General features: G+C 62.5%; 23 protein-coding genes. 9 read left to right on the top strand and 14 right to left on the bottom strand.

Translation table 11 applies throughout. The annotated features are described in order from the left end of the window. Positions 1-142 precede the first annotated feature (142 nt). A complete protein-coding gene (locus HPQ62_RS08885; protein ID WP_174802188.1) occupies positions 143-1756 on the top strand; it encodes a bifunctional metallophosphatase/5'-nucleotidase in 1614 nt (537 codons plus the stop codon). A 171-nt stretch (positions 1757-1927) separates the two neighbouring features. Here the strand turns inward: HPQ62_RS08885 and HPQ62_RS08880 are convergent, their stop codons facing one another. The 3 genes from HPQ62_RS08880 to HPQ62_RS08870 form a co-directional block, all read right to left on the bottom strand. Then, positions 1928-2557 carry a riboflavin synthase subunit alpha gene (locus HPQ62_RS08880; RefSeq protein ID WP_174802187.1) on the bottom strand — a complete coding sequence of 210 codons (630 nt, stop codon included), beginning with the start codon at positions 2555-2557 and terminating at the stop codon, positions 1928-1930. A 111-nt stretch (positions 2558-2668) separates the two neighbouring features. Next, positions 2669-3010: a TfoX/Sxy family protein gene (locus HPQ62_RS08875; protein ID WP_174802186.1), complete on the bottom strand. Its 342-nt coding sequence runs from the start codon at positions 3008-3010 to the stop codon at positions 2669-2671. After that, entirely contained in the window at positions 3000-3866 is an 867-nt protein-coding gene (locus tag HPQ62_RS08870) for an SDR family NAD(P)-dependent oxidoreductase (RefSeq protein WP_174802185.1), read from the bottom strand. The genes HPQ62_RS08875 and HPQ62_RS08870 overlap by 11 nt, the downstream gene beginning before the upstream one ends. A gap of 301 nt (positions 3867-4167) precedes the next feature. Here HPQ62_RS08870 and HPQ62_RS08865 point away from each other — a divergent pair, with 301 nt between their 5' ends. Further along, positions 4168-5388 carry an argininosuccinate synthase gene (locus HPQ62_RS08865; protein WP_174802184.1) on the top strand — a complete coding sequence of 407 codons (1221 nt, stop codon included), beginning with the start codon at positions 4168-4170 and terminating at the stop codon, positions 5386-5388. Positions 5389-5473: 85 nt separating this feature from the next. Here the strand turns inward: HPQ62_RS08865 and HPQ62_RS08860 are convergent, their stop codons facing one another. Next, positions 5474-6667 (bottom strand): multidrug effflux MFS transporter, encoded by a 1194-nt coding sequence (locus tag HPQ62_RS08860; protein WP_174802183.1) that lies wholly within the window; start codon positions 6665-6667, stop codon positions 5474-5476. A 40-nt stretch (positions 6668-6707) separates the two neighbouring features. Beyond that, complete coding sequence (locus tag HPQ62_RS08855) at positions 6708-7148, bottom strand: MarR family winged helix-turn-helix transcriptional regulator (protein WP_174802182.1); 441 nt, start codon at positions 7146-7148, stop codon at positions 6708-6710. A 123-nt stretch (positions 7149-7271) separates the two neighbouring features. Here HPQ62_RS08855 and HPQ62_RS08850 point away from each other — a divergent pair, with 123 nt between their 5' ends. Continuing rightward, positions 7272-9332: a M3 family metallopeptidase gene (locus HPQ62_RS08850; RefSeq protein ID WP_174802181.1), complete on the top strand. Its 2061-nt coding sequence runs from the start codon at positions 7272-7274 to the stop codon at positions 9330-9332. Positions 9333-9419: 87 nt separating this feature from the next. On the opposite strand, the gene HPQ62_RS08845 is transcribed toward HPQ62_RS08850, so the two are convergent. From HPQ62_RS08845 to phoR, 9 genes are all read right to left on the bottom strand, one after another. Further along, on the bottom strand, positions 9420-10346 hold the full coding sequence (locus tag HPQ62_RS08845; RefSeq protein ID WP_174802180.1) for a carbohydrate kinase family protein: 927 nt from the start codon (positions 10344-10346) through the stop codon (positions 9420-9422). Between the two features lie 64 nt (positions 10347-10410). After that, the gene (locus HPQ62_RS08840; RefSeq protein ID WP_174802179.1) at positions 10411-11106 is read right to left on the bottom strand and encodes an orotate phosphoribosyltransferase; all 696 of its coding nucleotides are present in this window, start codon (positions 11104-11106) and stop codon (positions 10411-10413) included. Positions 11107-11511: 405 nt separating this feature from the next. Continuing rightward, positions 11512-12195, bottom strand: a complete 684-nt coding sequence (gene phoB, locus HPQ62_RS08835) for a phosphate regulon transcriptional regulator PhoB (RefSeq protein WP_174802178.1) — start codon at positions 12193-12195, stop codon at positions 11512-11514. Between the two features lie 68 nt (positions 12196-12263). Next, a complete protein-coding gene (gene phoU, locus HPQ62_RS08830; protein ID WP_174802177.1) occupies positions 12264-12977 on the bottom strand; it encodes a phosphate signaling complex protein PhoU in 714 nt (237 codons plus the stop codon). 12 nt (positions 12978-12989) lie between these two features. Continuing rightward, positions 12990-13793: a phosphate ABC transporter ATP-binding protein PstB gene (gene pstB, locus HPQ62_RS08825; RefSeq protein WP_174802176.1), complete on the bottom strand. Its 804-nt coding sequence runs from the start codon at positions 13791-13793 to the stop codon at positions 12990-12992. Between the two features lie 9 nt (positions 13794-13802). Continuing rightward, entirely contained in the window at positions 13803-15131 is a 1329-nt protein-coding gene (gene pstA, locus HPQ62_RS08820) for a phosphate ABC transporter permease PstA (RefSeq protein WP_174802175.1), read from the bottom strand. Then, on the bottom strand, positions 15128-16609 hold the full coding sequence (pstC, locus tag HPQ62_RS08815; RefSeq protein WP_174802174.1) for a phosphate ABC transporter permease subunit PstC: 1482 nt from the start codon (positions 16607-16609) through the stop codon (positions 15128-15130). The genes pstA and pstC overlap by 4 nt, the downstream gene beginning before the upstream one ends. Positions 16610-16668: 59 nt before the next feature. Further along, a complete protein-coding gene (locus HPQ62_RS08810) occupies positions 16669-17712 on the bottom strand; it encodes a substrate-binding domain-containing protein (protein WP_174802173.1) in 1044 nt (347 codons plus the stop codon). A gap of 134 nt (positions 17713-17846) precedes the next feature. Further along, entirely contained in the window at positions 17847-19070 is a 1224-nt protein-coding gene (gene phoR, locus HPQ62_RS08805) for a phosphate regulon sensor histidine kinase PhoR (protein WP_194246304.1), read from the bottom strand. Between the two features lie 248 nt (positions 19071-19318). On the opposite strand from phoR, the gene HPQ62_RS08800 reads away from it, so the two are divergent. From HPQ62_RS08800 to HPQ62_RS08775, 6 genes are all read left to right on the top strand, one after another. Continuing rightward, a complete protein-coding gene (locus tag HPQ62_RS08800) occupies positions 19319-20344 on the top strand; it encodes a LacI family DNA-binding transcriptional regulator (protein WP_174802172.1) in 1026 nt (341 codons plus the stop codon). A 17-nt stretch (positions 20345-20361) separates the two neighbouring features. Next, a complete protein-coding gene (locus HPQ62_RS08795) occupies positions 20362-21666 on the top strand; it encodes an ABC transporter substrate-binding protein (RefSeq protein ID WP_174802171.1) in 1305 nt (434 codons plus the stop codon). A 99-nt stretch (positions 21667-21765) separates the two neighbouring features. Beyond that, on the top strand, positions 21766-22611 hold the full coding sequence (locus tag HPQ62_RS08790; RefSeq protein ID WP_174802170.1) for a carbohydrate ABC transporter permease: 846 nt from the start codon (positions 21766-21768) through the stop codon (positions 22609-22611). Continuing rightward, the gene (locus tag HPQ62_RS08785) at positions 22608-23441 is read left to right on the top strand and encodes a carbohydrate ABC transporter permease (protein WP_174802169.1); all 834 of its coding nucleotides are present in this window, start codon (positions 22608-22610) and stop codon (positions 23439-23441) included. The genes HPQ62_RS08790 and HPQ62_RS08785 overlap by 4 nt, the downstream gene beginning before the upstream one ends. Before the next feature lie 13 nt (positions 23442-23454). Beyond that, positions 23455-25545: an ADP-ribosylglycohydrolase family protein gene (locus HPQ62_RS08780; RefSeq protein WP_174802168.1), complete on the top strand. Its 2091-nt coding sequence runs from the start codon at positions 23455-23457 to the stop codon at positions 25543-25545. Positions 25546-25556: 11 nt separating this feature from the next. Continuing rightward, on the top strand, positions 25557-26615 hold the full coding sequence (locus tag HPQ62_RS08775; protein ID WP_174802167.1) for an ABC transporter ATP-binding protein: 1059 nt from the start codon (positions 25557-25559) through the stop codon (positions 26613-26615). Positions 26616-26696 lie beyond the last annotated feature (81 nt).

Genomic DNA, 26696 nt, shown 5'->3' with positions numbered 1-26696 from the left:
AGTTTCCTGAACGGGAAGCCGGATTTTCCGGCTTCCTCCGAAATCGACACTTGCGTCACCCCTGAAAAAAACGTCACATTTCAGCCTTACGTTCGTGTCGGGCGGCATCTGCCGCATATTTCATCTGTTTCAGGAGCTTGCCATGAATTCCGTATTGAAAGCCGCCCTGTTTGGGGCAACTGCGCTGACACTTTCAGCCGGCAGTGCATTTGCCGATTTCAACCTTGAAGTCCTCCATATCAACGACCTTCATTCCCGGATCGAGGCGATCAACAAATACGACTCGACCTGCTCGGACGAGGAAGCCACGGCAGGCGAATGCTTCGGCGGCATCGCAAGGGTGAAAACCGCAGTCGAGCAGAAGCGCGAGGCGCTTTCCGGAGGCAGCCTTCTGGTGCTGGACGCGGGCGACCAGTTCCAGGGCTCGATGTTCTACACGAAGTACAAGGGCGCCCCGATTGCCGAATTCATGAACGGCATCGGCTTCGATGCGATGGCGATCGGCAACCACGAGTTCGATGACGGGCCGGAAGAGCTGCTCGCCTTCATCGACGCCATCGATTTCCCGATCCTGTCCGGCAACACGATCGCTGCCGAAGACAGCGTCGTCCACGACAAGTTCGAAGGCTACAAGGTCTTCGATTTCAATGGCGAGAAGGTTGGCGTCGTTTCGGTTCTGGCAACCGACACCGGCGAGACCTCGTCGCCCGGACCCAAGATCACCTTCGAAGACGAGATCACCTATCTGCAGAAGGCGGTTCCCGAACTCGAGGCGCAGGGCGTCAACAAGATCATCCTGCTCTCCCATGTCGGCTACAAGCGTGACCAGGAGATTGCGGCCGCCGTCGATGGCATCGATGTGATCGTGGGCGGCCACAGCCATACCCTGCTTTCCAATACCGATGAAAAGGCCGCCGGTCCCTATCCGACCCTGGTGAAGAACCCCTCGGGCGACGACGTGCCGATCGTAACCGCCTATGCCTATTCCAAATATCTCGGCGATCTCAGCCTCACCTTTGATGATGACGGCAAGCTGACCGCAGTGTCCGGTGCGCCCATTCTTCTCGATGCCTCGATCGAACCCGATGAGGAATTCACCGCCCGTGTTGCCGAACTCAATGAGCCGCTTGAAGAGCTGAAGAAGCGGGAAGTCGGCGAATCTGCCGGTGAAATCATCGGCGACCGCACCGTCTGCCGCGCCGAGGAATGCTCGATGGGCAATCTCGTCGCCGATGCCATGCTGGCGCGCGTTGCCGATCAGGGCATCACGCTTGCGATCCAGAACGGCGGCGGCGTGCGCGCCTCGATCGACGCGGGCACCGTCACCATGGGCGAGGTGCTGACCGTACTGCCGTTCCAGAACACGGTCGCAACCTTCCAGCTCAAGGGCGCCGACGTGATCGCGGCCCTCGAAAACGGGCTTTCGGAGATCGAAGAGGGCGCCGGGCGCTACCCGCAGGTTTCGGGCATGAAATACACGTATGATTCCAGCAAGGAGGCGGGCAGCCGCGTCATTTCCGTCGAGGTTGCCGATGGCAATGGCGGGTTCGCGCCGATCGACGAGGACGCCACCTATGGCATCGTCACCAACAATTACGTGCGCGGCGGTGGCGACGGCTACGCGATCTTTGCGGAAAAGGGCATGAACGCCTATGATTTCGGCCCCAACCTGGAAGATGTCGTCGCCGAATATATCGGCATGAACAGCCCCTACGAGCCCTACACCGACGGCCGTATCGTCAACGTCGCCAAGTAGACGAAAAGTCCGAGCCGCTCGGGCTGCAGGAACCTTGATCTCCCCCTTTCGAGGGGGAGTTTCTTTTGCGAGCCGTACGCCTGGGGCACGCGCTTGCCTGTCCTGACATAGCCTCGGACTCCCCGTGGGTCGGGGATGCCTGGCGTATTTTTGCGAACGGTCCGGCGTTCCTCAAGCCTTCGTGATCAGCCCCGGCAGCACGCGCGTGACGGTGCGCTCGATCACATCGACCAGCACCATGGTCTGGTGATCGACCTCGATGTTCAGAAGATCGCCGGGCTGGTAATCGCGAAACGTGGTCTGCCGCAGGGTTTCGGGGATCAGGTTGATGGTAAAGAGGTTTCCGTGCACCTCGGCGACCGTCAGGCTGCAGCCATTGACCGCCAGATAGCCGCGCGGAAAGATGTACTTCGCCCATTCCTCCGGCACCCGGAACCTTATGAAGGCGCGTTCCTCGGCGGTGCTGATCTCTTCCACCATGGCCGTGGTTGCGATGTGGCCGGCAATCACGTGACCGCCATTCTCGTCCGTCATCTTGGCCGAGCGTTCCAGGTTGACGCCGTCGCCCGCCTTGAACCGGTCGAGATTGGTGCGCTCGAGCGTCGCATTCATCGCATCGAAGGTGACATGATCGCCGTCAATGCCTGTCACCGAAAGGCAGACGCCCTCGATATTGACGCTGGCACCGAGCTTCAACGCGCCGAGCAGTTCATCGGTGAAGGCGATGGTGAAGGTCTTTCCGCCGGGATAGGCGGTGATGTCGGCGAGCGGCCGGACGGCCTGGACAATGCCGGTATACATGAGGCTCTCCCGCCGCGCGGCATGCCGCGCGGTTGCATGGAATTCGAAGGGTCGGCGTCAATATGAGCGGGCGGCCGGACGAAAACAAGAGCGCTGCCATGGACGGAGCGTCTATGGTTTAGGCGGCAGCGAATAGGCGTTTTCCACCGCGATCGACATCCATTCCGCGAAATGCGCCTCGCTCACCTCGTCGGCATCGACGAAATAGAAGCCGGTCATCGTGCGCCCGCCATGCACCATCGGTTCCGACTGGCCGAGCCCTGCGGCGGCATCTGCGTTTTCCTTGCCGACGCGGAACAGGAAGCGGCCTTCGCCCTTCCGCCGGCTGACGGCGACGACCATATGGCCATTGATCAGAAAACACAGCCCGCCGAACATCTTCTTCTCGCCCAGGCCTTCAAGCCCCTCGAGCCGGTCGCGCACGCGGGCCGCAAGCTCTTCGTCAATGGCCATGTCCGTCGCCGTTCAGATAGGCCTTGAAGGCGTCGCCATAGTCGGGATGCCAGCGCGACAGCGGCGGGCGGTTCTCGACGATATCGCCGATCGCCCACATCATCCGCTTTTCGTCGGTCTGGCGATCGACCTCGCCGTCCGGGCAGAGAATGTAGAAGTCGCCGGCCTTCAGGCTTTCCAGCATGAAGGCGACGGTCTGTTCCGGCGTCCAGGCGGCGTCGGGCTTTTCGGTGCGCTCGCCTGCCGTCAGCGGCGTGAACACGAAGCCCGGGATCAACAGATGGGCTTCCACCTTGCAGCCTTCGATATTGCGCAATTCGTGCTGCAGCGCTTCGGTAAACGCCTTCACGCCGGCCTTGGCGACATTGTAGGCGGGGTTGCCCGGCGGTGTCGTGATACCCTGCTTGGAGCCTGTATTGATGATCACCGCCGGCTCGCCATGGGCGCGCATTTCCGGCGCGAAGATGCGGGTGCCATTGATCACGCCGGTGAGGTTGACGTCGATGATGCGGTCCCACGGCATCTGCTTGCCGAAGATTCCGGTCTGCGGCTGGATCCCGGCATTGTTCATCAGGACATGGACATTGCCAAAGGCGCGGTTGGCGGCGCGTTCCAGCTCTTCCAGTTCGGAAAGGTCCGAGACGTCGGTGGCGTGGGCAAGGGCCTGCACGCCCTTCTTCTCTGCAAGGGCCGCCAGTTCATGGCCCGCGCGCTTCAGCCGTTCGCCCTTCAGATCGGCAATCATCACGTTCATGCCGAGATCGATGAAGGCCTTGGCGCTCGCAAGGCCGATACCCGAGGCGCCCCCGGTGATAACCGCGCTGTTGCCCGCCTTCAGTGCTGGATGCTGCGTCATGTGATGCCTCCCATCAATCTTTTTCATTCGACCATCAGCACGAAAGCAAGCACATTTCTCCCACCCTGGGCCGCTTTCGCCGAAACTCTGCAGGCGCCTCGAACACCGGGCCCGCCCTGCCGACTGTTTTCACAAAGACAGCCGCTGTCAATGCGCAAATTCCGTGCCGCTGGCCAACCTTCGGGCAACCGCCGGCCAACCGCCAGTCTGTATGGTTTTTCTTGCGTGTCCCGGCAAAGCCGCTAAAACGTGACCCAAATTAATCCGGCTCGCGCGAGCCCAATGCGAATGGACTGAACAAATGGCAACGCACAAAGACGTCAAGAAGGTCGTTCTCGCCTATTCCGGCGGGCTCGACACCTCGATCATCCTGAAATGGCTTCAGACCGAACTCGGCGCGGAAGTCGTGACCTTCACCGCCGATCTCGGCCAGGGCGAGGAGCTCGAACCCGCGCGCCAGAAGGCGGAACAGGCCGGCGTGAAGGAGATCTTCATCGAGGATGTGCGCGAGGAATTCGTGCGTGATTTCGTGTTCCCGATGTTCCGTGCCAACGCCGTCTACGAAGGCGTCTACCTGCTCGGCACCTCGATTGCCCGGCCGCTGATCTCCAAGCACCTGATCGAGATCGCCGAAAAGACCGGCGCCGATGCCATCGCCCATGGCGCGACCGGCAAGGGCAACGACCAGGTCCGTTTCGAAATGTCGGCCTATGCGCTGAACCCCGACATCAAGATCATCGCGCCCTGGCGCGACTGGACGTTCAAGAGCCGGACCGAGCTTCTGGCCTTCGCCGAACAGCACCAGATCCAGATCGCCAAGAACAAGCGCGGCGAAGCCCCGTTCTCGGTCGACGCCAACCTGCTGCATTCCTCCTCGGAAGGCCGCGTTCTGGAAGACCCGGCGGTCGAGGCCCCGGAATATGTCCATATGCGCACGCTTTCGCCGGAAGCCGCTCCCGACAAGGCAACCATCATCAAGGTCGGCTTTGAAAAGGGCGATGCCGTCTCGATCAATGGCGAGCGGCTGAGCCCGGCAACGATCCTCGCCAAGCTCAACGACTATGGCCGCGACAATGGCATCGGCCGTCTGGACCTCGTCGAAAACCGCTTCGTCGGGATGAAGTCGCGCGGCGTCTACGAGACCCCCGGCGGTACGATCCTGCTGACTGCTCACCGCGCGATTGAAAGCATCACGCTCGACCGCGGTGCGGCACACCTCAAGGACGAGCTGATGCCGCGCTATGCGGAGCTCATCTATTACGGCTTCTGGTTCTCGCCGGAGCGCATGATGCTGCAGGCCGCGATCGACAAGAGCCAGGAACATGTCGAGGGCGAAGTGACGCTGAAGCTCTACAAGGGCAATGTCATGGTCATCGGCCGCGAGAGCGACAAGTCGCTCTACTCCGAAGCCCTTGTCACCTTCGAAGACGACCACGGCGCCTACGACCAGAAGGACGCCGCAGGCTTCATCAAGCTCAACTCGCTGCGCCTCAGGACGCTCGCCAAACGCGACCGGATGTGATCCTTCCGCTGCCGGTTCACCGGCTCGGATTTGCCAAGGGCGGGTTATGGACCCGCCCTTTTGCTTTTCGCAGGCCATGCAGAGATCAGAGAGCGCTTTTCGTCATCGAGCGGCGTTCGCAGGCTGCAAGCCAGACAAACGACAGCACCGCGATCACCCCCATGGCCGGCACCACCACGGTGAGCGCCAGGACGGGGGCGCCGAGGGCGGCGGCTGCGAGGCCGCCGAGAAAGCCCGCGCCCATCTGCAGAAAGCCCATCATTGCCGAAGCGGAGCCCGCGATATCGGGGAAGGGCAGAAGGGCTGCGTTGATCGCATAGGGCATGATGAAGGCCATGCCGAAGGCGATCGTGCCGACGGGCACCATGATCGAAAGATAGCTGATGGCAAGGGTCTCGACCGAGACCAGCATGGCGAGCGCGCCAAGCGCCACGAAACCCACCCCGATGCGCAGCAGGATGCGCGACTGCGTCCATCGCATGCCGAGCCGGAACAGGCTCGAGCCGACGAAATAGGAGCCCGTCTGCGCCAGCATGCCGAGACCGAATTGTGCAGGCGTCAGGCCGGCAATGTCGATCAGCACGAAGGGCAGCATCGAGGCGAGCGCATAGATCGAGCCGGCAGAGGCTGCAATCAGCAGTGAGGCAGCCAGAAAATGCTGGCTGGTGAGGATCCGGCCATAGGTGGCAAGCAGCGGCACGGGATGGATCATGCGGCGGTCGGGCTTTCCGGTTTCCGCCATCGACAGAAAGACGGCGGCGCAGACGACCAGGCCGAAGGCGGTCATGGTGTAGAACGTCGCCTGCCACCCGAAAAGGTCAAGGATGATGCCGCCGAAGGTGGGCGCGATCGCGGGTCCGGTGGCGAGCATCATGCCGATTAGGTTCAGGATCCGCGCTGCCGGCTCTCCTGTGAACTGGTCCCGGACGATGACGCGGCCGACGGACATGCCGACGGAGGCGCCGATCCCCTGGATCAGCCGTCCGAGCAGCAGCAGGTTGACGTCGGTGGCAAAGGTCGCAAGCACGCTGCCTGCGAGATAGATCATCAGGAAGCCGAGAACCGCGCGCCGCCGCCCGAACGCATCCGAGATCGGTCCGGCAACGAGGATCGCAAAGGCAAATCCGCCGAAATAGGCCGAGAGCGACAGCTTGATCGCCGCATCGGTGGTGCCGAAGGCCTCGGCAAGGGCCGGCATGGCCGGCGTGTAGATCGACAGCGAAAACGGCCCGAGCATGGTCAGCATTGCGCCGATCATGCTGGTGCGCCGCGCGCTCATCGGTGTTTTCTGCAGCGGGTCCGGCGCGCTGATGGTCTTGTCAAAGGTTGGCAAAATTGTCGCGCATGGTTTTCAGCGCCTTTCTGAGCGTTGCCTTTTCGGCGGCATCGAGCCCGGCTTCAAGGCGTTCGATCAGCGTGTCGGAAAGCGCCCGGATCTGATCGAGCACGGCATCCGCCGCATCGGTGGTTTCAACGCATTTTGCGCGCCTGTCGTCCGGGTCCGCGCGGCGTGCGACCAGGCCCGAGCGCTCCAGCCCGTCGACATAGCGCGACAGCGTCATCGGCTCGATCCCGAGTTCGACGGCGATCTCGCTTTGGCGCGCGCCCTTGCGGGCGGCGATGCGCACCAGCGCGCGGGCCTCGCCGGCGGTGATGCCGAGACCCGCGCGTGCGATCTCGCGTTCGAAGGCCGCGCGGAAGAACCGCGTCACATCGCTCAGCAGGAAGCCGAGCCGGTCGGCGCTGATCTCGGTGGTCATGGATCATCCCTGAAATGATAAGCTTTGCTTAGTATTTTTTACCGCTGCCTTCAAGCCCTTGTCTTGAATGACGCAATCGCGCACACAAGATGAAGGGACCGCCGACAGTGAAGGAGTATCGCCATGGCACGTGCCGCAACAATCAACGAAGCCCTGATCGACTGGAACGGCGCCTGTGGCCTGCCGCAGTTCGACCGGATCGCCGACAGCGATTTCGCGCCCGCCTTCGAATGGGCGATGGCCGACCACAATCGCGAGATCGCCGCGATCGCCGAAAACGACGCCGCGTCGGATTTTGCCAACACCATCGATGCGCTTGAGATTTCGGGCGATGCGCTGTCGCGGGTCTGTTCGGTGTTCTTCACCAAGGCGGGCACGGATACCAATCCTGAAATCCAGGCGCTCGAACGCGACATCGCGCCCAAGCTTTCGAGCCATTATTCGGCCATCGGCGCCAATGCGGCGCTGTTTGCCCGCGTTGATGCGCTATGGCAGAAGCGCGATACGCTTGCCTTGAACGAAGAACAGGCGCGGGTTCTCGAGCGCCACTGGAAGGGCTTCATCAAGGCGGGCGCCGAGCTCGATGATGATGGCAAGGCGCGGCTTGCGGCGATCAACGGGCGGCTTGCAGCGCTCGGAACCGCATTCGGCCAGAACGTGCTTGCCGATGAGAGCGCATGGGCGATGTTCCTGACGGAGGGGGACGATCTTGCGGGCCTTCCCGATTTCCTGGTTGACGCCATGGCGGGTGCTGCCGCCGAGCGCGGCCGCGAGGGCGCCTATGCCGTCACCCTGTCGCGCTCGATCGTCGAGCCGTTCCTGACACTGTCGGCGCGGCGGGACCTGCGCGAAAAGGCGTTCAGGGCCTGGACCGCGCGCGGGCTTTCCGAAGCGCATGACAACCGGCCGGTGATGCGCGAGACGCTCGAACTCAGGGCCGAAAAGGCGGCGCTGCTCGGCTATGCCAATTTTGCCGCGCTGAAGCTCGATAACACCATGGCGAAGACTGCCGCCAATGTCGATGCGCTGCTGATGGATGTCTGGGACAAGGCCGTGAAGGCTGCTGGAAACGATGCCTCGAAACTCGCCACGCTTGCCGCGGAGGAAGGCTACAACGGCGATATCGAAGCCTGGGACTGGCGCTACTATGCCGAGAAGCTGAAGGCCCAGACGTTCGATTTCTCCGAAAGCGAGGTGAAGCCTTATCTTCAGCTTGAAAAGATGATCGAGGCTTCCTTCTCCGTCGCCGAGCGCCTGTTCGGCATCCGTGCGATGGCAAGGCCGGACATCAAGGCCTATCACCCGGATGTGCGCGTCTACGAGATCCGCAACGCCGAAGACGCCGTCATCGCGATCTTCCTCGGCGATTATTTCAACCGCACTTCCAAGCGGTCGGGCGCGTGGATGAACGCGCTGCAGAGCCAGCACCGGCTGACGCTGCCGAATGGTGCCGAGGGCGAGATTCCGATCGTCATCAATGTCTGCAATTTCGCCAAGCCCGCAGCCGGAAAGCCCGCGCTGTTGTCTCTCGATGATGCGCGCACGCTCTTTCATGAATTCGGCCATGCGCTGCACGGCATGCTGTCAAACGTCACCTATCCTTCGGTCTCGGGCACCGGCGTCGACCGCGATTTCGTGGAACTGCCCTCCCAGCTCAACGAGCACTGGCTGACCACGAGGGAGGTGCTCAAGACCTATGCGCTTCATGCCGAAACCGGCGAAGCCATGCCGGACGCGCTGATGGACAAGGTGTTTGCGGCAGCGACCTTCGGCCAGGCCTTTTCCACGGTGGAATACACGGCCTGCGCCATCGTCGACATGCGTCTCCACACCACCGAAACCCCGCCGAGGGACCCGGTGGCGTTTCAGGATGGCGTGCTGAACGGGATCGGCATGCCGAAGGCGATCGCCATGCGCCACGCCATCCCGCATTTCCTGCACATCTTCTCCGGCGACGGCTATGCGGCAGGATATTATTCCTACATGTGGTCGGAGGTGCTCGACGCCGATGCCTTCGAGGCCTTCTCGGAAACGGGCGACGTGTTCGATCCCGCCGTCGCCGGGCGTCTCAAGTCCGAAATCCTGACGAGGGGCGGTTCGGTCGCGCCGGAAGCCGCCTATCAGGCCTTCCGCGGCCGGATGCCCGGTCCGGAAGTCATGCTGAAGGGGCGGGGGCTGGTCTGAAGCCCGCCCGTCAGGCAGGTTCAAGGAGAACAGCCGGCCTGCGCATCCTTGGCCGGCCGGCTGTTCAAGATCAATGTTCGAAGCGGCTTAAAGCCCGATTTCGTGCGCGAAGGGCGGGTTGGCCCCGGCGCGGGAGACGGTGACGGCGGCGGCCCTGGCGCCGAGTGCCAGCGCATCGCGGATTGCTTCCGGCGACAGCGTTTTCACCTTTTCCTTCGTGAGGAGCCCCGCCATGTCGAGCGAGGCGAGAATGCCGGCGTCGAACGTATCGCCGGCGCCGACGGTATCGACCACCTCGACCTTCTCGCTCGGCACCTCCACCTTGTGCTCTGCGGTGTAACCGATCGCACCGTCCGCGCCGCAGGTGATCACAACCAGGCTCGCGCCCTCGGCAATCCAGTGCCGGGCGCGGTCGTCGAGCGAGCCTTCAAGGCCGAACCAGTCGAGATCCTCGTCGGAGAATTTGACGATATCGGACTTCGCCGCCATGCGCTCGATACGGGCGCGATGCTTTTCGGGATCGGTGATGAAGCTCGTGCGGATGTTCGGATCGAGCGAGATCACCCGGCGCTCCGCCTCACGCATCAACAGCGCCTCGTAGGTTCCCCCGCAGGGCTCGGGGATCAGGCTGATCGCGCCGAAATGCATGGCGCTGCAATCATCGCCGATCGTGGGCAGATCGGCCTCGGTGATCATCCGTCCGGCGGTGTTCTCGTCATAAAAGGCGTAGCTTGCCGCGCCATTGACCAGCTTGACGAAGGCAAGCGTGGTCGGGCGGTCCGAGGTTGCCACATAGGAATGATCGACCTTCGAGGCGTCGAGCTTCTCGCGAATGATGTCGCCCATCAGATCGGAGGACAGGCCGGAAAAGAAGCCGGTTGGCCTGCCGAGGCGGGCAAGGGCCACGGCGGTGTTGCAGACAGCGCCGCCGGCATAGGGTGAAAACGCCGCTTCGCCTTTGGTGGTTTCGCGGGGCAGCATGTCGATAAGGGCTTCGCCGCAGCACAGGATCATGATTCTCTCCCAAAATTCCGTGTTCGCTTTCGACCGGCCCAAGGGCTTGGATCGGCCCTTTCAATCAGACCGGCAGTGTGTCGACGCCGCCGCGGGCCTTCGACCAGGCCATTGGCTGATCGAGGAAGTCGGCAACGGAATCGAGCGCCCTTTCATCGAACAGCTTCTTCTCGCGCGCCACCGACAGCACATTCTGCCAGGTTGCGATGTAATGAAGCTCAACGCCGCCGTTTTCGAAACGTTGCACCGCCTGGCTGAAAATATCGTAGTAGAACAGCGCCATGCCATGCTTCACCACGCCGCCGGCATCGCGGATCGCGTGAATGAAGTTGAACATCGAGCCGCCTGCCGTGGTCAGATCCTCGATCACCAGAACCCGCGCGCCCTCCGGCAGATCGCCCTCGATCTGGGCGTTCTTGCCGTAGCCCTTCGGCTTCTTGCGGCAATAGATCATCGGTAGGTCCAGCCGGTCTGCGAGGAAAGCCGCGAAGGGTATGCCCGCCGTCTCGCCGCCCGCCACGCAGTCGAACTGCTCGAAACCGGCTTCGCTCATGATCTTGGCGGCCGCAAAATCCATCAGCGTGGCGCGGATGCGCGGAAACGAGATCAGACGGCGGCAATCGATATAGACAGGGCTGACGAGACCGGAAGAGAGCTTGTAGGGTTCGTCGGGCGAAAAATGCACCGCCTGGATTTCCCACAGCATCCGCGCCATCAGATCGGCCATCACCGCCGGCTCGGAAAAACTCGCTCTCGTCATCTCAGTTCCTTTCGTCTGGCGGCCCCACTCGTGGCTTGTCCGTGCCCTGTCTGGAGGGAAAAATCAATTGCTGGCGCAGGAAAGTACAGTGGTTTGGTGGTCTGAGGATAAAGAAACGATGCGGTATCGCAATGACGGTGGGCGGAATGTGCGAGGATTCCGAAAGTGAGGGGCCAACGAAACGCGTCGGCATCGCAGCCCTTTACCCTCGCCCCGGAGGGGAGAGGGTGGCGCGCATGCGCCGGGTGAGGGGAGACCCCGCGCCTGAAGATAAAGTTGTCAGTTCTTAGTTGAAGACCTGCGCCGCAGGCGCTTCAGCCGTGGCGATGCCGCTTGCCCTCATCCGGCCTTCGGCCACCTTCTCCCCAAGGGGAGAAGGGGACGACCTCGACCCGGCGGTTCTTCTCACACTTCCATCGAATAGCCAGCGCCGCGCACGGTGCGGATCACGTCCGGCATCTGCGAGAAGTTGAGGGCCTTGCGCAGGCGGCCGACATGGACGTCGACGGTGCGCTCATCGACATAGATGTCGTGGCCCCAGACGCCGTCGAGAAGCTGGGAGCGGGAAAACACCCGGCCCGGAGAGGTCATCAGGAATTCGAGCAACCGGAACTCGGTCGGGCCGAGGCGGACTTCCTTGGCCTTGCGGTGGACGCGGTGGGTCTCGCGGTCAAGCTCGATATCGCCGCATTTCAGCACGCTGGAGAGCACTTCGGGGCGCGCCCGGCGCAGGATCGCCTTGACGCGGGCCATCAGTTCCGGCGTCGAGAACGGCTTGACGACATAGTCGTCGGCGCCGATCGCAAGGCCGCGCACCCGCTCGCTTTCCTCGCCGCGCGCCGTCAGCATGATGATCGGCAGGCGCTCGGTCTCGGGCCGCATGCGGAGCCTGCGGCAAAGCTCGATGCCGGAAACGCCCGGCAGCATCCAGTCGAGGAGCAGAAGGTCCGGCACCCGCTCCTGCAGCCGGATCTCGGCTTCGTCGCCGCGTGCGATCGTCTCGACTTCATAGCCTTCCGATTCAAGATTGTAGCGCAGCAGGACGCTCAGCGCTTCTTCATCTTCCACAACTGCGATTTTCGGAACCATGCGGTGCCCCTGTCTTCTGGCGTTGTTTTCTGGCGTTTTATTCTTGCGTTGTCTTGTGGCGTTCAGGATCAGGCTTCGCCGGAGCCGACCGAGGGCGACATGTCGTCCTTCGGGCGCTCTCCCTGCGGCTGCGAGCCGGTGGCGATGTAGTAGATCATCTCGGCGATATTGGTTGCGTGGTCACCGATGCGCTCGATGTTCTTGGCGCAGAACAGAAGATGCGTGCAGGTTGTGATGTTGCGCGGATCTTCCATCATGTAGGTCAAGAGCTCGCGAAACAGCGAGGTGTAGATCGCGTCGATCTCCTCGTCGCGCTCGCGGATCGAGTTGGCCTTGTCGGCCTGGCGCGAGGTGTAGGCGTCGAGCACTTCCTTGAGCTGCAAGAGCGCAAGCTCGGACAGATGCTCGATGCCGTGGGCAAGCTTGCGCGGCACGCCGGTGCCCTGCACCGAGATCACGCGTTTGGCGGTGTTCTTGGCCATGTCGCCGACGCGTTCCAGATCGGCGGCGATGCGGATGGCGCCCATGATTTCGCGCAGGTCCGCCGCAACCGGCTGGCGCCGCGCGATGATGACGATCGCCTTTTCGCCGACCTCGCGCTCGGCGTCATCGAGCGCCAGATCCTTGGCGATCACGCGTTCGGCAAGCTCTGTATCGGTGTTGACGAGGGCCTGGACGGATTGCGAGACCATTTCTTCCGCCATGCCGCCCATTTCGGAAATGCGGCGCTGGAGGTATTTCAGCTCGTCGTCGAAAGCCGAGATGATGTGGGTATGTGCCATCTGTTTTCCTCCTTAGCCGAACCGGCCCATGATGTAGTCCTGGGTGCGGCTGTCGGCGGGATTGGTGAAAATCCTGTCGGTTGTATCCTCCTCGACCATGTGGCCGAGATGGAACATCGCCGTGCGTTCGGAAACGCGGGCGGCCTGCTGCATCGAATGGGTGACCATCACGATGGTATAGTTCTGCTTGAGTTCGCTGATCAGCTCTTCCACGCGCGCGGTCGCGATCGGATCGAGCGCCGAGCAGGGCTCGTCCATCAGAATCACTTCCGGGCTGACGGCGATCGCGCGCGCAATGCAGAGCCGCTGCTGCTGGCCGCCGGAAAGGCTGGTGCCGGGCTCATGCAGGCGGTCCTTGACCTCATTGAAAAGCCCTGCCTTCTGGAGACTTGTCTCGACGATCCGGTCGAAATCGGCGCGGTGGCGGGCAAGTCCGTGAATGCGCGGGCCGTAGGCGACATTTTCATAGATCGATTTCGGAAACGGGTTCGGGTTCTGGAACACCATGCCGACGCGGGCGCGAAGCTCCACCACATCGATGCCGGAGGTATAGATATCCTCGCCGTCGAGCGTGATCGTGCCGGTGACGCGGCAATGATCGATCGTGTCGTTCATCCGGTTCAGCGTGCGCAGAAAGGTGGACTTGCCGCAGCCCGACGGACCGATCAGCGCGGTCACCGCATTGCGGCGGATGTTGAGATTGACGTCGAACAGGGCCCGCTTCTGTCCGTAATAGACGGACACATCCTTGCCGGCCATCTTGCAGGTTTGATCGCTCATGTTTGCGCCCATCGTGTTTCTTGCATCAAGGTTCATCTCCGCCTCCTACCAGCGCCGCTCGAAGCGGCGGCGGAGAATGACCGCGGTCAGGTTCATGAAGATCAGGAACACCAGCAGCACGATGATCGCGGCCGAAGTGCGTTCCACGAAGGCGCGTTCCGCCTCGCCCGCCCACATGTAGATCTGCACGGGCAGCGCGGTCGAGGGATCGAGCGGGCTTGCCGGATAATCGGCGACAAAGGCGACCATGCCGATCAACAGAAGCGGCGCGGTTTCGCCAAGCGCGCGGGCAAGGCCGATGATCGTGCCGGTCAGGATGCCGGGCATGGCAAGCGGCAGGACGTGATGGAAGACTGCCTGCATCTTCGACGCGCCGACGCCGAGCGCTGCCGCGCGGATCGAGGGCGGCACGGCCTTGAGCGCCGCGCGCGTGGCGATGATGATCGTCGGCAGCGTCATCAGCGTCAGCACCAGCCCGCCGACGAGCGCTGCCGAACGCGGCAGGCCGAGGAAGCCGATGAAGAGCGCGACGCCGAGCAGGCCGAACACGATCGAGGGCACGGCTGCGAGATTGTTGATATTGACCTCGATGATGTCGGTGAACCGGTTCTTCGGCGCAAACTCTTCCAGATAGATCGCCGAGGCGACCCCGAGCGGGAGCGCCAGCGCCAGCACGATGCCCATCATGTAGAGCGTGCCGACAAAGGCAACGCCAATGCCCGCCGATTCCGGTCGCGAGGACGCGCCATGGGTGAAGAAGCCGGTGTTGAAGCTCTTGTGCAGCCGCCCTTGGGCCTTCAGCTCTTCCATCCACGCCGCCTGCCGGTCGGAAACGCGGCGGCTGGTTTCCGGCAGCGTCAGATCGATCTGGCCCTTGTTGGCGGAATCGATATCGGCCCTTGCAAGAAGCTTCACATCAACGGTCCTGCCGATCACCGACGGATCGTCGATCACCACGTCGCGCAGGTCCACACGTGCGGAGCGCGAGACGAGCTGCATCGCTTCGCGCATCTCGGCGGCATTCGACGGATCGAGCCCCAGCGTTTCCGAAAGCGCCTGCTGGAGCAGCGCCGGATAGTTTGCCGTCAGCAGCAGGCGCGGGTTTTCACCGCGCACGCCATCGGGATCAATGACCTTCTCGCTGAAGGTGATCGGCAGCGTGATCGTCGTCTGCTGGAAAGCGGAAAAACCCTTGCCGGCGACAGAAAACAGCAATGCGGCGAGAAAGAACAACCCGGCGAAGATCGCGAGAAAGCCGAAGACGCGGAAACGCGTTTCCGCGCGGTGGCGGCGCTTGAGGCCCTTGCGGCGGGTCTCGGTGACCTTGCGGCGGAAATCGTCCGCCTCGTTCGGGTTGGAGAGGGTGTCGCTCATGCGTACTGCTCCCGGTATTTGCGCACCACATAGAGCGCGTAGACATTGAGGCAGAGCGTGATCACGAACAGCGTCAGTCCGAGTGCGAAGGCCACAAGCGTCTGGGGCGTGTTGAATTCGAGGTCGCCGGTGAGCTGGTTGACGATCTTGACGGTCACCGTCGTCATCGGCTCGAACGGGTTGATATTGAGATTGGCGGCGACGCCTGCCGCCAGCACCACGATCATGGTTTCGCCGATCGCGCGGGATGCGGTCAGGAGCAGCGCACCGACAATGCCGGGAAGGGCCGCCGGCATCACCACCCGCTTGATGGTTTCGGACTGGGTCGCGCCGAGACCGAGCGAGCCCTTGCGCAGGCTGTCGGGCACGGCGTTGATGATGTCGTCCGAAAGTGACGAGACGAACGGGATCAGCATGATGCCCATCACCACCCCCGCCGTCAGCACCGATTGCGCCTCGATGAAATTGCGGTAATCGCCGGTGAGCAGGCCGTTCAGATCAGCGGAGAGATCGCGCAGCAGCGGGCCGACCGTGACCAGCGCGAAGAAGCCGTAGACGATGGTCGGGATGCCGGCGAGCACTTCCAGCAGCGGCTTGGCGATCGCGCGCAGTCTCGTGCTTGCATATTCCGACATGTAGACGGCGGCATAAAGCCCGATCGGCACGGCGACCGCCATCGCCACGAGCGAAATATAGAGCGTACCGGCGAGAAGCGGGATCAGGCCGAACTGACCGGCGGAGCCTGATTCTCCGGCCGCCGCAAAACGCGGATCCCAGACGGTGCCGAAGAAGAAGTCCATCGGCGGGACCTGGGCAAAGAAGCGGAGCGATTCCGACAGCATCGAGAGCACGATGCCGATCGTGGTCAGGATCGCGATCGTGGAGGCCAGCAGCAGGCCCCCAAGCACCACCTGTTCCACGCGATTGCGGGCCTGGAAGTGCGGCCGGACGGCGCGGTAGGACAGGAACAGGCCGGCAAGCGCCACCGCGATCACGGCGGCGGCCATGCCGTAGCTGCTTTTGGCCGAGAGCGCGTTCATGCGCTCGGCGGAACTCAGCACGAAGGGCTGCGGGTTCTCGGCCAGCGGAATGCCGTTTCTGGCAAGCACGGCGCGAAGCTGGCTTGAATCGTCCCTGACGGTGGCGCGGGCCTCGGCGGGCAGCTGGCGCAGGCCGTAGGCAACGGCGGTGACGGTGTTGAAGGTCAGGCTCTGCTCGGAGGCCGGCTGTGCCTTGACGCTTTCGGGGAAGTCCTTCCGGATGTCCGCGCCGATCAGGAGCGGGCTCGCGATCATCCACACGGCCATCAGCAGCACGGCGGGAATGACGGTGGCGATCGCCACGAAGCTCGCGTGATGGGCGGGGCGGGAATTGATCCGCCGGCTGTCGGCCAGCGCATAGGCTTTCGCGCGGGCCGCAAGAAAGCCGCCTGCGCCGAACAGCACGATGAGCGCGACAATGATCAAAAACACATGCATATCCGGACCATCCGGGTTTGGCTCCACCTACGGTGAAGCATTGCAAATCTGACTTCGCGTCACTCGGTTTCCTTGAGCGTCACGCTTTCATCGAATGCAGCCATCGTCGCTGCGCGTTCCGCCTCGGATGCCGGTACCAGGCCGTATTCGGCAAGCGGGCCATAGGGCCCGGCCATATCGTCGGACAGAAAGAAATCGACATATTCCCGCAGGCCGGCAATCGCGCCGACATGGGCATTCTTGACGTAGAAATAGAGCGGCCGGGAGACCGGATATTCGCCCGAGCCGACGGTCGCAAGCGTCGGGGTCACGCCGTCGATCGTCGCGACATTCAGCTTGTCGGCATTGTTGTCGTAGAAGGAAAGGCCGAAGACGCCGAGCGCGGAACGGTTGGCGGCAACGCGGGCAAGCGTTTCGGTGTAATCGCCGTCAATGCCCGGCGCACGACCATCCTTGCGCACGGCGATGCACTTGCTGGCGCCCTGCTTGTCGCCGAATTGCGCGACCAGGAATTCTTTCGCACCTGCCGCCTCGCAGCCGACCGCCAGCACCTTTTCCTCGAAGACTTCACGGGTGCCGTGCTTTTCGCCGGGGATGTAGGCGGCAATCTCGCTGTCCGGCAGCGCCGGATTGACCTGCGACCAGCGCGTATAGGGGTTTTCGACCAGCTTGCCGTCGATCAGGAGCTCCGCGGCGAGCGCCCTGTATAGATCAAGCGGCGTCAGCGCCATGGCGGGCATTGATGCATCGGTTGCAAACACGATGCCGTCATAGCCGAACATGATTTCCGAAATGCCGGTGACGCCGTTTCTGGCGCAGGTCTCGGCCTCGCCGGGGCGGATTCTCCGAGAGGCATTGGCGATGTCGATCGTACGGGGACCGACGCCCCGGCAGAATTCCTTGAGCCCTGCCGACGAGCCGCCGGATTCAACGATCGGCGTCTTGTAGTCGGGAAAGATCTCGCCGAAGGTCTCGGCAACGATCTTGGCATAGGGCAGCACGGTCGAGGAGCCTGCAATCTGGATCTGGCTGCGCGCGTGAGAGGGTGCGGCAAACGCGAGCGTTGCGGCAAGCGTGACGATCGACAGTATGAATGGCTTCATGGCTGGGTTCGCCTCTTGCGGCTTTTCCGGGGCCGGCGCTCTTGCCGGGTCGCCCCGGTTTTATGTCATTTTTATTTCAGATTTATGACAGCCTAAATATTTGAAAAAGATATGATTTCAAAAATCGGCTCGATTCAGAACCGGACGGTGAAGGTGGTGCCCTGGCCAACCTCGGATTTCACCGCGAGCCGCGCCTTGTGCCGGGTGAGGATGTGCTTGACGATTGCCAGGCCAAGCCCGGTGCCCTTCTTCGAACGGCTGTCTGCAACCGAAACGCGATAGAAACGTTCGGTCAGGCGCGGCACGTGCTCGGCGGGAATGCCCGGTCCATGGTCGACCACCGAGACTTCCGCGCCGGACGGCGGCAGCGCCTTGAGGTAGACCTCGACCTTGCCGCCTTCGCTGCCATATTTGCAGGCATTCTCGATCAGGTTTTCAAAGACTTCGACGAGCTCGTCCTTGTCGCCGTTCACCATCACCTTGTCTTCGGGCATGAACAGGTGGATCGAGACTTCCAGCTCTTCTGCAAGAGGAAGCAGGCTGTCGCGGACATGGCCGAGCAGATCGTTGAGCGCCACTTTCTGATCCGGCGGAAGATGGGCGCGCGCCTCCAGCCGCGACAGGCTCATCAGGTCGTCCACCAGTCGGCTCATGCGGGTCGCCTGATCGAGCATGATCGGCAGGAACCGCTCCTGCGCCTTGGCGTCGTGCTTGGCGGGGCCCTGCAAGGTTTCGATATAGCCGCGCAGCGAGGCCAGCGGCGTGCGCAGTTCGTGGCTGGCATTGGCAACGAAATCGGAGCGCATGCGGTCGATCCGGCGCGCTTCGGACACGTCGCGCAGCACCAGCATGAACACGGGCCCTGCGGTGTCGGCGACCGGTGCGGAGCGCACCAGATAGACCCGTTCTGATGGCAGGCGTTCGGAATATTCGATCTGGTTGACCCTGTCGTTTGCCAGCGTGTCGCGGATGATGTCGAGCACGCCCGGCGCCCGCATCCGGGCTGAAATGTGCGCGCCGAGCGGGAACTTGCCGAAAGTGTCGGCGGCTGATCGGTTCTGGAAGATCACGGTGCCATCGGCCGCCAGAAGATAGATGGCGAGGTCGATTTCATCCAGGAAGCGCGGCGGATCGTCAAGCTCGCCCGCAATCGTGGCCTCGGGCCGGGCCGGAATATCCTGCTCCGCGCTTTCGGCGCGCGGCGGATTGCCGGCAAGGGCCGCGATCACGATCAGGCACCAGCCCGCAGCAATGGCAGGTACCGGCACTGCCGCAGAGACAAGCGCGGCAATCGCGACGGCGGTCGCTGCCAGCAGCACGAACTGCGCTGACTTTGCGCGCGCTGCAAAGCTGCTCAATATCCCATCCACGCGGTTCACCTGAAATCCCTGGAAACATCTAAACTGGGCTTACTACATGCTGTTTGTAACAGGAATATTGTTCCGTGAATTTTTAATGACCGGGCCCTCTGTCACCCCGGCATAGCGCACTCCATCGCTTGTTCCACCATCTCGCAACGATCTGCGGCCATGAAATTTTTTAAAGCCGATTGACTTATTGCTACGTATCAATAAGCTATTGTTACGTAGCAATGGGAGGTTATGGGTTGCCGCGGAGGGTTACGCAAAAGGAAGTGGCCGAGCGGGCGGGCGTTGCGCAGGCAACGGTCTCGCTGGTGCTGAATGGCGGTCGGGACAAGGTTGCGCCCGAGACTGCGGAGCGGATCGAGGCGGCCATCGCCGAGCTCGGCTATCAGCCCAACCGCTTTGCCCAGGCGCTGCGGACCCAGCGGACCCATGTGATCGCCTGCGTGGTGCCGGACCTTTCCAATCCCTTCTATCCTTCGCTGGTCGTGGCTGTGCAGAAGGTCGCGCGCGCAGCCGGTTATGAGGTCATCACGATCGACACCGAGGGGCGCGAAGCCAATGAGCGTCAGGTGGTCCAGGCAGCGCTTCATGGGCGCTTCGACGGCATTGTCGGCGTGTTCTTCAATCTCGGCGCGCGTGATCTTGCGCCGCTCGGCAAGGCGGGCGTTCCGATCGTGCGCATCGAGGTCAGCCGCAAGAGCGGCGGTCCGCTGCCGATCGACGATCTCTATATCGACAACGAGGCGGCCGCCCGCGCGCTGACGGAGCATCTGCTTTCGCTCGGCCATCGCGACATCACCATGATCGCAGCGCCCGGCGGACCGCAACGGGTGCGTCTCGGCGGCTATCTTGCGGCCATGGAAGCCGCGGGCGCCGCGCCGAATGTGAGCGAGGCGGAGAATTTTACCGTGGAAGGCGGGCGCAGCGCCGCTGCCGCATTGGTGGAAAGCGGCGCACCCGTGACAGCCATTATCGCAGCCAATGATCTGATGGCGATCGGCGTGATGCAAAGCCTGATCGCCCACGGCCTCGCCATTCCAGACGACATTTCCGTTGCAGGTTTCGACGACATCCTGGCCGCCGAGCTGGTGACGCCCTCGCTCACCACCGTGGCGCAGTTTCAGGACAGGCTCGGGGCGGCTGCGGCTGAAAAGCTTCTCGCGCGTCTTGCAAACGATGCGGAAGCGCCTGGTGAGGCGGAGGAAATGCCTCACCAGATCATCATCCGGAAATCCGTAGCTGCACCAGCTGCGGTGAATGTTTAACGCAGGGAGGAAATGCAATGACTATGATGAGATTGCTGACCACGGCCGCCGTCATCATCGGCACGGCCCAGTTCGCCGCCGCTCAGGAGAAGGTGAGCTGGTGGTATGAGCAGGCCACGCCCGATCAGCAGAAGCTGATTTCGGAAAACATCGTCGAGCCTTTTGACAAGGCAAATCCGGATTACAATCTGGTGGTCGATTACCGTGGCAACGAGCTCGACAAGCAGCTGCGCGTCGCCATGCTCTCCGGCAATGGTCCGGATGTGGTCTATACGCCCGGTCCAAGCTATGTCGCGCCGATGGCTCAGTCCGGCCAGCTGAAGGCGCTTGACGACTATGCCGCCAAATATGGCTGGAATGACCGCGTCCTGCAGGTCTTCCTCGAAATGGGCCGCTATAACGACAAGCTCTATGCGCTGCCCAAGACCTATGAGACGCTCGGCCTGTTCTACAACAAGACGCTGTTTGAGGAAAAAGGCTGGGAAGCGCCGACGAGCCTCGATGAGCTCGAAGCGCTTGCCGACAAGATGCTGGCCGAAGGCATCACGCCGTTTGCCGCCGGCAATGCCGACTGGCGTGGCACCAATGAATGGTTTGTGACCATGGCGCTCAACGCCGTTGCCGGTCCCGAAAACCTCAACAAGGCGCTGCGCGGCGAAATGCCGTGGACTGCCGAACCCTTCGTCCAGTCGATCGACCGGCTGAACACGTGGTGGGAGAAGGGCTATTTCGGCAAGAACTATTTCTCCATGCAAGGCTCCGAACAGGCTGCCGACATGATGGCATCCGGCCGCGCGGGCATGATGCCGACCGGCACCTGGCAGTTCCAGAACGTCGCAACCTATTCCAAGAAGGACAATTCCGAAGCCGGTTTCGTCGGCTTTCCGAGCGCAAGCGGCGACCCGGTGTTCCCGCTCGGCGTTGGTTCGACCTTCTCGATTGCCGAGAAAGCCACCAATCCGGACGGCGCGGCGGCCGTGATCAATTTCGTGTTCTCGCCCGAAGTCTACGGCTCGATGAACTCGGCCTGGCAGGGTGAGTGGAACATTCCGCTCAAGGATATTTCCAACGTCACGATGGCAAGCGATGTTTCGCCGCTCTTTACCGAAACGATGAAGACGCTCGCGTCCTCCGTGAATGACGGCAATTACGGCTACACCACCTGGACCTTCCTGCCGCCGGCGACCGACAGCTATCTGATCAACGGCATCGAGGAAGTCTGGCTCGACAAGATCGACAGCACGGCGTTTCTGACCAAGCTGAACGACACGTTCGAGAAGGAATTCAAGGACGGCAAGGCGCCTGCGGTGCCTGCCCGGTAACGGCTTGAAAGCGTCCGTGCGCCGCCTTCGCGGCGCGCGGACAGACTGCGCAAAGCGCGACCGGAAAGAAGCCTGTCTTCGCTCTGGAAAGGTATTTCCATGCATCGTCTCTACGTCCTGCCGACATTGCTGATCAATGTTGCGATCATCGCCGTGCCGGCGCTCATCACCATATTCCTGGCATTCTTCGAATGGGACGGCATCACCATGCCGAGCTTCGTCGGGCTGGGGAATTTCCAGGCGCTCTGGCATGACAGCGTGTTCTGGACGGCGCTGACCAACAACATCATCTGGACGCTGATTTTCCTGACCGTGCCGATCGCCATGGGCCTGCTTGCGGCCACCATGATGCTGGTGGCCCGACGCGGCTCCAACTATTTCCAGGTGATCTATTTCCTGCCGGTGATCATCGCGACCGCCATCACGGCGCGGATCTGGCAGGGCATGATCTTCTCGCCGATCACCGGCATTGCGGGCCTCCTCCAGCGCATGGGGCTCGATGTCGCAAACCCGCTCGCCGAAACCTCGACCGCGCTTTACGGCATTGCCACGGTCGACCTCTGGCACTGGTGGGGCTTTCTCTGCGTCATCTTCTTCGCAGCGCTCCGGCAGGTGCCCGCCGAACAGGTTGAGGCCGCCCGCGTTGAAGGCGCGACCTTCACCCAGATCATCCGCTACGTGCTCCTGCCCGGCATTCGCCCGACGATCACGCTGATGATGATCATGACGGTGATCTGGTCGTTCCTGGTGTTCGACTTCGTCTACATCCTCACCCAGGGCGGTCCGGCCTTTTCATCGGAAGTGCTTTCCACCTTCGCCTATCGCTCCGCCTTTTATGATCTGGCGGTTGGCAGGGCGGCGGCGATTTCCGTGGTGATCAGCCTGTTCGGCCTTGCCGCCACCATCTTCTACATCCGTGCCCAGGCCAGGGAGTTCGACCAATGAACACGTCCGAAAGCCGGATTACCCGCATCATCGCCTACATCACTCTCGGCATTCTGCTTGCGATCACCCTGTTTCCGATCGCCCTTCTGGTGCTGAATTCGTTGAAAGGCTCGCAGGAAATCGTGCAGAACCCGCTGGCGCTGCCGTCGCAATTGCGCTGGGACAATTTCGCCCGTGCCTGGTCGGACGCCAATTTCAGCCGGACGCTTTTGAATTCGGCGCTTCTGACCGGCATGACCATCGTGCTGGTGTGCACCACCGGCTCGCTGACGGCCTATGTTCTGGCGCGGCGCAAGATCAAGACCTGGAAGATCCTGACCTTCTATCTGCTGGCGAGCACCACCGCGCCGATCCAGCTCTTCCTGTTTCCGCTCTATTTCGGCTTTGCCCGGATGGGGCTGATCAACAATCCGGTAGCGGTCGCCTTCATCTACACCGCCGTCTATTCGCCCTTCGCGATCATGCTGCTCAGAACCTATTTCCTGGCGGTGCCGAAGGAACTGGAAGAGGCGGCCCTGATTGACGGTGCAAGCCACTGGCAGGTGTTTTCCCGCGTATTCCTGCCGATCGTCTCGCCCGGCATCCTGACCGTGGCGCTGATCATCGGGCTTTACTCGTGGAACGAATTCCTGATCGCAACCACCTTCCTGCAGGGGCAGGAGCGGCTCACCGCCGTGGTCTCGTTCTTCCTGCTGTCCGGCCAGTACTCGTCCGACTGGGGCGTGGTCATGGCGGCGGCCCTCATCATCATTCTGCCCATCGTAATTCTCTTCGTCCTGCTGCAGCGCCGCTTCATTGAAGGCATGGCCGGCGGCTCGGTGAAGGGCTGACAAGGAGCCTTACATGTCCATCCCCTCAGATTATCAGGACCGCGTCTATGCCGGCGTGCTCGGCAAGCTGATCGGCGTCTATCTCGGCCGCCCGTTCGAGAACTGGCGCTATCGCGATATCCTGCAAAAGCTCGGGCCGATCGAATATTACGTCCATGACCGGCTGGGCGATCCGCTGATCGTCACCGATGACGATATTGCCGGGACCTTCACCTTTCCGCGCGCGCTCGACGATTACGGCATCTCCGCGGATCTTTCGGCAGAGGATATCGGCAAGGCCTGGCTCAACTACATCATTGAGGAACGGTCGATCCTCTGGTGGGGCGGGGCCGGCAATTCCACCGAGCACACCGCCTGGCTGAACCTCAGGCGCGGCATCAAGGCGCCCGAATCCGGCTCGATCGCCACCAATGGCGCCACCGTCGCCGAACAGATCGGCGCGCAGATCTTCATCGATGGCTGGGCGCTGGTCTCGCCCGGCAATCCGGCGCAGGCGGCAAAGCTTGCACGCGCGGCCGGTTCAGTCAGCCATGACGGTGAATCCGTCAATGCTGCCGTGCTCTGGGCTGCCATGGAAGCGGAAGCCTTCGTCAGCCGGGACGTCAACCACCTGCTCGACACCGGTCTCTCCTACATTCCGAAGGACAGCCTGATTGCCAAGCTGATTGCCGATATCCGCGAATGGACCTCGGGCAACGAGGATTGGGAGGCGACCCGCCAGCGGATCGAGGACAATTACGGCTACGACAAACATCCCGGCAATTGCCACGTCGTACCCAATCACGCGCTGATGATCATGGCGCTGCTGCATGCGCCCCATGATTTCCAGCGCGGCCAGATGATCGTCAACACATCGGGCTGGGATACAGACTGCAATGCCGGTAATCTGGGTTGCCTGCACGGCATCATGCTGGGGCTGGACGGCCTCGAGGCCGGGCCGGACTGGCGCGGCCCGGTAGCCGACCGGCTGTTCATCTCGACCGCCGATGGCGGGCGTTCGGTGACCGATGCGGCCGAAATCGCGCTCTGGCTCGAAAATCTCGGAAGAAAGCTAGCGGGTGAAGAGGCGCTTCCCGCGCCGAAGGGTGGCGCTCAGTTTCACTTCTCGCTCCCCGGTTCCGTTCAGGGCTTCCTGCCGCAGGGCGGCGAGACAGCGCTTGCGGGCCTGAAGGTGAGCGGGACGGGTTCTGCTCTTGCCATCGATTACCACGCGCTTGCGCCCGGCCGGGAAGCGGCCGCCACGACCGCCGTGTTCTCCCCCCGCGATGCCACCCGGATGCGCACCTATGATCTCGTCGCAAGCCCGCGCATCCATGCCGGGCAGACGCTGCGGGCCGAGGTGCGGGCAGAGGCGCAGAATGCCGGCACGGTCGAGGCGAAGCTCAGGCTCCGCCATTATGACGGCACGGATATGCTGGTCGATCTCGACATGGCGCAGGCGGTCGCAGTGTCGCCCGGCAAATCGGCGACGCTCGAATGGACGGTGCCGGAAACCGGCTTCCAGCCGATCGCCGAGATCGGCATCGTGCTGACATCGCCTGACGGGCGCTGCAATGGCCGCGTGCTCGTCGAAAAGCTCTGGTGGGACGGCGTGCCGGATGTGACGTTCAAGCGCCCGGCAGGCACCGGCGATTTCTGGCGGCGCGCCTTCGTCAGCAATGTCCATTTTTTCTCCAAGCACTTCCAGCAGGATATCCGCATCAGCCAGAACCGTGGCGACGGCATGATCATGCAGGGCGGGCGTTCCTGGACGGATTACGCGGTCGAGGCCGATCTGATGCTGCATCTCGGCCCCTATGGCGGGCTGGTGCTCCGGGCGGAAGGGCAGGAGCGGTATTACCTCGCCCGCGTCACGCTCGATGGCGCGCTCGAGATCGTGCGCCGCAAGGACGGCGCCGAAGAGGTGCTGGCCTCGACCCCATACGACACCAGGCTCGAAACCGCCTTCACGATGACGGCCGAGGTTTCCGGCAATCGCATCGCGGCCAGGATCGGCGAGACGCGCGTCGAGGCTCGCGACGACAGCTTTGCGGGCGGTGCTGCCGGCATGCTCGTCCGTGAGGGCGCGCTGTCCTCCACCCGCATCCGGGTCCGTCCGGTTTAGAGGAGATTGTCATGGCAAGTGTTACGCTCAACAAGGTCGCCAAGCGCTATGGCAGCGTCGAGGTGATCCACGGCGTCGATGCCGAGATCGCCGATGGCGAGTTCGTGGTGCTCGTCGGTCCTTCCGGCTGCGGCAAGTCCACGTTGCTCAGGATGATCGCGGGGCTTGAGGACATTACCGGCGGCGAGATCGCGATCGGCGGCAAGGTCGTCAACGCGCTTCCGCCCAAGGCCCGGGACATCTCCATGGTGTTCCAGAACTACGCGCTTTATCCGCATATGACGGTCGAGGAGAACATGGCCTTCTCGATGACGCTTGCGGGCGCGCCCAAGGAAGAAAAGAAGCGCAAGGTCCGCGAGGCCGCCGAGATCCTCGGCCTGACGCAGTTGCTCGACCGCAAGCCGCGTGCGTTATCGGGCGGTCAGCGCCAGCGCGTTGCCATGGGACGCTCGATCGTGCGCAATCCGCAGGTCTTCCTGTTCGACGAGCCGCTGTCCAACCTCGATGCCAAGCTGCGCGTGCAGATGCGCGGCGAGATCAAGACGCTGCACCGCCGGCTGAAGACCACCATGGTCTATGTCACCCATGACCAGATCGAGGCGATGACCATGGCCGACCGGATCGTGGTCATGCATGGCGGGCGGATCGAGCAGATCGGCACGCCGCTGGAACTCTATGACCGGCCGGCCAATGCCTTCGTTGCCCAGTTCATCGGCTCTCCGGCGATGAACCTTTTTGCAGCTGAGGTAAAGGATGGAGCGCTTGTGCTCGAGGGCGGCAAGCCATCCGGCGTTGATGCGCCGCAAGGGCTCAGCAATGGCCACAAGGTGCTGATCGGCAAGCGTCCGGAGGAAATCCGGCTCTCGCCCGATGGCCCGCTTCAGGCAAGCGTCGAGAATATCGAGCCCACCGGCTCGGAAACATTCGTGGAACTGCTCTTTGCCGGCGAACATCTGTCAGTGGTGCTGCGCGACCGTCCCGCCTTCGATGTCGGCGCGACGCAGTCGCTGGAACTCCAGCACGGTGCCTCGCACATCTTCGATGCAAAGAGCGGAGAGCGGTTGAACTGAGGTCTCTCGCCAAGGCGCCTTGCTCTCGTCCCATCGATTTGACCGGAATCAAGGCATGGTTCATCCTTTCTCGATAGTGAT

Source organism: Martelella limonii (genome assembly GCF_013344475.1).
Classification (GTDB): Bacteria; Pseudomonadota; Alphaproteobacteria; order Rhizobiales; family Rhizobiaceae; genus Martelella; species Martelella limonii.
Note: the sequence above shows the minus strand (reverse complement) of the source record. Positions and strands in the feature narration are given on the sequence as shown.